4 protein-coding genes and 1 pseudogene are annotated in these 5,812 nt (G+C 69.7%); 1 reads left to right on the top strand and 4 read right to left on the bottom strand.

The window, feature by feature from the left end:
• The 4 genes and pseudogenes from WH07_RS39595 to WH07_RS06610 form a co-directional block, all read right to left on the bottom strand.
• Positions 1–510 (bottom strand): annotated as a pseudogene (locus WH07_RS39595) (hypothetical protein); the annotation flags it as partial.
• A gap of 362 nt (positions 511–872) precedes the next feature.
• Positions 873–2,282 carry an MFS transporter gene (locus WH07_RS06620; RefSeq protein WP_046496462.1) on the bottom strand — a complete coding sequence of 470 codons (1,410 nt, stop codon included), beginning with the start codon at positions 2,280–2,282 and terminating at the stop codon, positions 873–875.
• 127 nt (positions 2,283–2,409) lie between these two features.
• Positions 2,410–3,954 carry an L-piperidine-6-carboxylate dehydrogenase gene (amaB, locus tag WH07_RS06615; RefSeq protein WP_046496468.1) on the bottom strand — a complete coding sequence of 515 codons (1,545 nt, stop codon included), beginning with the start codon at positions 3,952–3,954 and terminating at the stop codon, positions 2,410–2,412.
• Positions 3,955–4,108: 154 nt separating this feature from the next.
• On the bottom strand, positions 4,109–5,038 hold the full coding sequence (locus WH07_RS06610) for a 2OG-Fe(II) oxygenase family protein (RefSeq protein WP_046496461.1): 930 nt from the start codon (positions 5,036–5,038) through the stop codon (positions 4,109–4,111).
• 270 nt (positions 5,039–5,308) lie between these two features.
• On the opposite strand from WH07_RS06610, the gene WH07_RS06605 reads away from it, so the two are divergent.
• On the top strand, positions 5,309–5,812 hold a 504-nt coding region (locus WH07_RS06605; RefSeq protein WP_157877259.1), incomplete at its 3' end, for an aminotransferase class III-fold pyridoxal phosphate-dependent enzyme.

The following is a 5,812-nucleotide window of genomic DNA, read 5'->3' as shown; positions in this document are numbered from 1 at the left end:
GGCGGGTGCGGCCTTGGGGGCAATCCGGAGTGTGACCGTCGGTGTGGTGACGTCCTGGGCGCTGTCCGAGGACGTGGGCCTGCCGGAGGGCTTGGGCGACGGCTTGGGCGAGGCCTTGGTCGGGGGCTCGGGCGATTCCTGCTTGCCGGAAGGCCTGACTGATTCCGTCGTGCCGGACGGCTCGCGAGCGGCGCCGGACTCCTCGCGCTTCGGTGTCCCGGGTGCCTTGGCCGCGCTGCCGGCCTCTGTCCGCGGGCGGTCGGCCGTACCCCCGGCCTTGCCGGTGACGGCGCTCGCGGGTGACGCCTTGGAGGGGCCGGGGGCCGGGGACCTGGTCCCCGATAAGCCGGCTGCCCCCGCGGGTTCGGCGGCTGTCGCGCGGTCTGCCTCTCCGGGCTCCGGCTGCTTCTCCGCGGCGCCCTTCGACGGCGACGCCTTCTTCTCGGACGGTTCTCTCGGCTCTCTCGGCTCGCTGTTCTGATCGAGTGTGTCGGGGGATCGGTCCGCCATTGATGTCTCCTTGATATGCCGCGACGCCGCTTCGTGCCCGAACCGGGCGGTGTCGCGTGTTCTGATGCCGGGTGCTTCGGTCCGGCGCGGGCGCGCGTGCTCCCGTACCGCTTCCGTGAGCGCCTTGGCGACCGGCCCCCGGTGGGCCGTCGGGGCCGTCGCTGTGTCCGGCGCGGGACACGGACCAGGCGTACGGCCGCTCGTCGCGGTCATCGGCACCCCGCCGGACGGTACGGAGCTCGCGCCCGACGGTGACCCTATCGATCTTCACCCTGCTCCCGCTGCCACCGCCGGCCGTGCGGTCGATTATCTCCTGCGCATTGTTCGCGGTCGGTGCCGACGCCGACCGCGAACAAGCGCCGTCAGCGCCGAGTGGCGTATTGCGTGTCACGCAGGGCGGGCAGTACGGGGGTGAGCGCGGCCAGGGCGAGCAGGATCACGGCAATGGCCTGAAACGCGTCCCCGTAACTGTCGGCCAGTGCGGCGGGCGTGGCCCGCACGCCGGAGGTGGCGGTCGCGGTGAGGGTGAGCACCACGGCGAGGCCGAACGCTCCGCCGAACTGCCGTGAGGTGTTCATGAGCCCGGAGGCCGCGCCGGCGTCGGCGGACTCGACGCCCGCGGTGACGGTGGTGGTCAGCGGGGTGCTGAGCAGTCCGCCGCCGAACGAGATGGCCACGGACGGGCCGAAGATACCGGTGAGGTAGCCGCTGTCCGGCGTGACACCGCTCTGCCACCAGAAACCCGCCGCGGATATCAGCGCGCCGGCAGCGATCAGGACCCTGGCCTGCACATGCCGCATCAGCCAGGGAATGAGACGCAGTCCGACCAGGAGCATCACCACCGCGTGCGGCACGAACGCGAGGCCCGTCTGCGCGGCGCTGTAGTGCAGCACATCCTGCATGGTCAGCGTCAGGAAGTACCACAACGGGACCTGGCTCGCCCCGGCCAGCACCATCGCGAGGTTCCCCCAGCCGATCCCGGGCAGCCGGAACAGCCGCGGCGGTATCAGGGGGGCCGGTGCGAATCTCGTCTCGACGACCACGAACGCGGCCAGGGCGGCGGTCCCGCCAAGCAGCGGCAGCGCCGTGTCCCGGTCGGTCCAGGCGTGTGTGTGGGCCTGGGCGACACCGAGGGTGAGCAGGGTCAGCGCGGCCGTGGCGAGCACCGCGCCGGGCAGGTCGAGCCGTACTCGCTTCGGGGGCGCGCCGCGCCGGGCGAGCATTCGGGCGGCGAACAGGATCGCCGGGACCCCGATCGGTACGTTGACCAGCAGGACAGAACGCCAGGACAGGTACTCGGTCAGCACACCGCCGAGCAGATTGCCCGACGCCCCGCCGGCCAGGCTCACCGCCGTCCAGATCGTCAACGCCCTGGTACGCGCGGGGCCTTCGGGGAAGGTGGTGGTCAGCAGGGTCAGGGCCAGCGGGGCGAGCACGGCCGCGCCGATCCCCTGCGCGGCCCGTGCCGCGATCAGCATCGCAGGGGTGGTCGCGAGCCCGCCGATCAGACTGGCGACGGTGAACACCGCGAGCCCGCCGACGAACACCCGCCGGTGTCCGTAGAGATCGGCGAGCCGCCCGCCCAGCAGCAACAGCCCCGCGAACGCCAGTGTGTAGCCGCTGACGACCCACTGCAGACCCGCCGGGGCGAACCCGAGATCCGTCTGGACCGAGGGCAGCGCGACGGTCATCACGGAGACGTCGAACAGAACCAGAAAGTGTGCTGTACATGCCAGGACAAGGGCCGTCGTGGCAGCGGATCTCCCCCGCATGGCTGGGACTCCCCCGGTCGGCTTCTGGGCCGTACGCTCCGGCGAGCGCAGGCGTCGGCGTACCCCCGCTCGGCGCACTCGTCCGGCACACTCCGTGCCACGAGGAATCCGCGTGCGGGGAATCCGGTTACGAGGCCGGGGAGAAGTCCACGCCCTGGGCCAGTGCCACATGTCCGGAGTAGTTGACCGTGTTGGTCGCACGGCGCATATAGGCCCGCCAGGCGTCGGAGCCCGACTCGCGTCCGCCACCGGTCTCCTTCTCACCGCCGAACGCGCCGCCGATCTCCGCACCCGAGGTGCCGATATTGACGTTGACGATGCCGCAGTCCGCGCCGTCGGCGGCGAGGAACCGTTCCGCCTCGCTCTGGTCGGTGGTGAAGATCCCGGACGACAGCCCCTGCGGCACATCGTTGTGGAGCTGGATCGCCTCGTCGAGGTCGCGGTAGGTCAGGACGTACAGCAGCGGCGCGAAGGTCTCCTCGCGTACGACTGCGGTCTGCGCGGGCATCCGTACCAGGGCGGGCCGGACGTAGTACGCGCCCGGTGCCGCCTCGGCGAGCTGCCGTTCCCCGCCGGTGATCAGGGTGCCGCCTTCCGCGACCGCGCGGTCGAGGGAGAGCCGCATCCTGGTGTGAGCGGTCTCGTCGACGAGCGGCCCGACCAGAGTGCTGTCCTGGAACGGGTCACCGATCGGGAGCCGGCGGTACGCGGCGGTGAGCCGCTCGACGACGGTGTCCGCGATGTCCTCGTGCACGATCAGCCTGCGGAGCGTCGTACACCGCTGGCCCGCCGTGCCCACGGCGGCGAACAGGGCCGCGTTCACGGTGAGTCCGAGATCGGCGGACGGGGTCACCACGGCGGCGTTGTTCCCGCCCAGCTCCAGGATGCTGCGTCCGAACCGGGCGGCCACCCGGGGCGCCACCGCGCGGCCCATCCGGGTCGAGCCGGTCGCGCTGATCAGCGGCACCCGGGGCGAGTCGACAAGTCGCTCGCCGGTGCCGGCCCCGCCGAGGACGACCTGGTTGAGACGGGCCGGGGCGCCGGTCTCGGCGATGGCGCGGTCGAGCAGGGCGGAGCAGGCGAGGGCGGTCAGCGGGGTCAGCTCGGACGGCTTCCACACCACGGTGTCACCGCAGACCAGCGCCACCGCGGTGTTCCACGCCCACACGGCGACGGGGAAGTTGAAGGCGCTGATGACACCGACCACGCCCAGCGGGTGCCAGGTCTCCATCAGCCGGTGGCCGGGCCGCTCGGAGGGCATGGTGCGGCCGTAGAGCTGCCGGGAAAGGCCCACCGCGAAGTCGCAGATGTCGATCATCTCGCGCACTTCGCCGAGCGCTTCGGAGCGGATCTTGCCGGCCTCGACGGTGACCAGATCGGCGATCTCCCGCTGGTGCTCGGCGAGCAGCTCGCCGAGCCGTTTGACCAGCGCGCCGCGTACCGGCGCCGGGGTGGTCCGCCAGCTACGGAACGCCGCGTCGGCGGCCTCGACCGCGCGGTCGACCTCCGCCGGGGTGTCGGCGCGCAGGCCGAACAGGGCGGCGCCGGTGACGGGCGTACGGGCGGTGATCGCCTCGCCCTTGTACGCGGCGATGTCGACGCCGCAGCGCGCCAGGGCCGTCTCCGCCCTGTCACGTATGCCGTCGGTGCCGCTGACTCCTGCTGTGCCCATGGCGGTGCCCTCCCTGTGCTCCGGAACCATGCCTCGGTGCTGTGCTCGGACTTCCTGTGCCCTGGGCTTCCCGTGCGCCGCACTTCCCGCGCCCTTGGCTACCGGTGCCCCTGGCTAGCGGTGCCCGGCGCCCGGTGCCCATGACCGCCCATGCCTACGAACTCGTGCGGATGTTGACGTAGTTGCCCTGGATCCAGTCCTTGAACGTGGCGGTCTCGCCGTCCAGGCTGATGTCGAATCCGCACTCCCTGGCCAGCGGGACCGAGAAGGCGAAGTCCGAGTCGGGCCGCAGGAAGAAGACACTGGACGTACGGCTGCTGCCCGCGATCCGGTCCCGGCCCGGCGCCGCGACATGGTGCTTCGGGGCTTTCACCTGGCCGCCGGTCACCAGGGTCGCGACGGCTCCGCAGAAGACAAGAACGGCGTCCGGTTTGGCCGGCAGATCCACAAAAGTGCCGCCGACCTCGCACTGCAGGCTCACAAAGCCGTTCGGGCACGGTGTCTGCTGAATCACCGTCACGGTCGACAAATCGTAATGCGGCGCCATGCGCAGCGGCTCTTCCTCGGCGCTGCGATGCGCCGGGACCTCGGGGAAATACCGGAACCTCAGCAGGGGTTCACAGTTGACGAACGACTCGACGCCGCCCTCCGGCTCGGTCCCGGTCGCCTTCAGGACCTGCCGCGCCGCCTCCCGGGTGGCGTCATACTTACGGTCGAAGTAGTGCGTCCAGATCCGCTCGAATTCCGCGGTGGGAAATATATTGTCCGAGGTCCCCATCGAATAGCACATCGAGTAGTCGGAGTAGTTTCCGGTGTTGGTGATCTGCGCGGTGCTCTCCGACTCCAGCCCGGTGAATCCACGGCGGATGGTGGGAACCGGGGACGTGACGGCCCGCTTCGCCTCCTCCGTACCGTGCTCGAAGAAATCGACGACGACATCCTTGGCGGATTTCTGGTCGGCTTCCGACAGGCTGCTGCCCGTCAGATAGAAAACACCTTTCTCCGCCAGGCAGCTACGGAACTCGTCCTGGCGGAGCCCCTCCTGAAGCTCGGACAGTTGGAACGTCGGTACCGTCGTGTCCATCAACACGTACTGCTCCTCTCGTCACCGCTCGGGCAGGCGGACCGCGCTGAACGTGAAGCACCGTAGCAGCCGCCGCGCGATTTCGAACAGGTGCTTTCCTGCCGTTGCCGGAAATCCCGGAAGAGAACTCCGAGAGAGCCGGAAGAGGACCTCAAGAGCAGCCCGGGGCAGAATGGCAGCATGGGTGAACAACGACACTGTCCTGACCACGGCATTTCAGTAACGGGAGAACTGAACGCTCAGGACGTGCATCGCGCGCTTGAGCCCCATATGCTTGTGGACGGCTATGACATCGTCCTCGATTTTTCCGCCAGTTCGGGTTCCTGGCTGGTCGACGCCGTTACGAAGAACCGTTTTCTCGATCTCTTTTCCTTCTTTTCCTCGGCACCGCTCGGCATTAATCCGTCCTGCATTGTCGACGACCCCGAATTCATGCGCGAGCTCGCCGTCGCGGCCGTCAACAAGCCGTCGAACCCCGACCTCTACTCGGTTCCGTACGCCAGGTTCGTCAGGACCTTCGCCCGGGTGCTCGGCGACCCGCGGCTGCCACGGCTGTTCTTCGTGGACGGCGGGGCGCTGGCCGTGGAGAACGCTCTCAAGGCGGCCCTCGACTGGAAGGCGCAGAAGCTGGGCCTGGACGAGCGGGCCGTCGACGGCCTCCAAGTCCTGCACCTGGAGCGGTCGTTCCACGGTCGCAGCGGCTACACCATGTCGCTGACGAACACCGAGCCGGCGAAGACCGCCCGCTACCCCAAGCTCCCCTGGCCCCGGATC

Origin of the sequence: Streptomyces odonnellii (genome assembly GCF_000981895.1) — a bacterium.
Classification (GTDB): Bacteria; Actinomycetota; Actinomycetes; order Streptomycetales; family Streptomycetaceae; genus Streptomyces; species Streptomyces odonnellii.
The sequence above is the reverse complement of the archived record's forward strand: the minus strand, read 5'-3'. Positions and strand labels throughout refer to the sequence as shown.